This window comes from Bacillus litorisediminis, assembly GCF_022808645.1.
Lineage (GTDB): Bacteria > Bacillota > Bacilli > Bacillales > JC228 > Bacillus_BF > Bacillus_BF litorisediminis.
In genome coordinates this window covers 1-2,013 of sequence record NZ_JAKZKT010000107.1, presented here as the reverse complement: position 1 = coordinate 2,013, position 2,013 = coordinate 1, and the positions used below count along the sequence as shown (strand labels likewise).

The window sequence follows — 2,013 nt, the reverse complement described above, 5'->3', positions numbered from 1 at the left end:
AGCCCAGTGGTAATATGTCAAGCACCAAAATCAAATGAATTGGAAATTAAAACGTAAGTTGTCTAAACCAAAGCAGATTTTGGGCATGACAAATAAACTTCGCTTTTTCTCTTTTAAAAAAAGAAAAAAATGGAAGTTATTTAAGGGCTGAAAGGGTGTGAAGTGGTGATCATCCACGTCTCCTTTCAGGGGGTGTGTACAGTTGGTTGGTGCGTAACAGCGAATGCACCAGCCGTACCAGTTTTCTTGCGGTCATGACGAGAGCACGTTTGTGTTTATGCTTTGGAACTTCATTGTATTTTTTTAAGTAAAATGCTTTGTATTCCGAATCGTGCTTGCGAATCGATTCAGCTGCCTGAATGAGGTAATAACGTAAATATTTATTGCCGGTCCTCATTCTGCTTGTGTTTTCTGATTCGTATTCGCCCGATTGATGTTGATTCCAGACAAGTCCTGCGTACTTGGCAAGGGCATGATGATCTTTAAACCGGTGAGCATCGCCGATCTCAGCGATCAATCCAGCTGCGAATACATCGCCAATGCCTTTAACAGAAGTCAATGTTTGCGGAATACCTTTCATCAACTTCGCAATTTCTTTATCCAGTCGTTTTACCTGTGATTCCATGTGCTGAATCACGCTTAATGTGACAGACAAGGAGAGATTAACCGGATCTTCCATCGCTTTATTTAGACGATACGAAGAACGAGCGAGTTTCTGTAAATAAGAAGCAATCTCTTCTGGATTGGCAAATCGGTTTCTTCCTTTTTCCCGAAGGAAATCGGTCAGGTCTTCTAAGCTCATTTCGGCAATCGTTTCGGGGTCTAGTTCTTCAATCACGGCCAAACTGGTCGTTCCGAATGCATTCGAAAATGGATTGTCTTGTCGTAATCCACTGAACTTTAAAAACAATTGGTTTAAAAAGTACGTCTTATTTCGACCAATTTCTTTCATCATATGAAATCGGGTTCTTGTTAATCGCTGAAGAGCTGCATAATGATGCGCTTCCTTCATCTCGCCTGGCAATCGTCCAAATCGCAGGTGATCCGCGATAACCCAGGCGTCAATTTTATCGTTTTTCGGCAGTGTATCGTACCCTTTTTTAAAGCGTGCAACCTTTCGAGCATTCAGCACATAAATCTGAGAACAGTAATGAGGTTCATATCCTTTTAGCTGTTCTTGAAGATAATGAGCGATGTGCCAACTATATTGGTCTGTCGCCTCCATGCCAATTTTGATATGGGCGTACTGATTTTTTTCCGCCGTTTCCAGTATGCGTTTGATCAGGGTATCAGCCCCAGCACGATCATTGGAAACGGAAAAGTCAGCCAGTGCTGCCCCGTCCCCATCCATGAAATGGACATAGTGGGATCGAAGGCTCACGTCTACACCGACAAGCATTTGTGACATGCCAATCACCTCCTAGTGAAAAAATAATCAGAATCGTGCCAGACCTGGGTGCCCATGGGGATCATCGATGTCTTCCTCGTCATAAGCACTCAAAAGCTAGAAGACCATCATGAGCGCTGTACTCTCTTCCAGCTAGCGGCGCAGCCAGTGGGTTAGACCTTCCATGATGAGCCATAGGTAGCAGGCTTTTTAAGCAGTACACGTGTGTGTCCGCAAGGAGTGAAAGCCATTTCCTGAGACCATTCTGTCAGCTCCTATTGTCCCATGAGCAGGTTTGGCAGAAAAGCATGAATCGACAAAATGAAGACATACAAAACAGGACGAAGTCTTGAAATGGAGTACGCTCCATTCTCCGCCCTGTCACGTATGAAATTGTGCGCACAGCAACTAGCTGTGCCGGCAGGTCAGCACCTGCAAGCTATGATAATCAATGGTTATATTGATCGCCTTTCGCTCCCCCGGCCTTACGGGTGGAACAGGGCAAAACAAAAAGAGTGAGGGAGCCGAAAGGCAACCACTTTCCTATAGGAATCCAATAGATCCCCAGTTGTCCGGATCAACTGGAAATTCTACTAGAAAGAGCTCTTACTACTAATATACGAGGA

1 protein-coding gene is annotated in these 2,013 nt (G+C 44.4%); it reads right to left on the bottom strand.

What is annotated here, in order from left to right:
- Nucleotides 1-169 precede the first annotated feature (169 nt).
- The gene (locus tag MLE14_RS22145) at nucleotides 170-1,408 is read right to left on the bottom strand and encodes an IS110 family transposase (RefSeq protein ID WP_243300528.1); all 1,239 of its coding nucleotides are present in this window, start codon (nucleotides 1,406-1,408) and stop codon (nucleotides 170-172) included.
- Nucleotides 1,409-2,013: the final 605 nt, after the last annotated feature.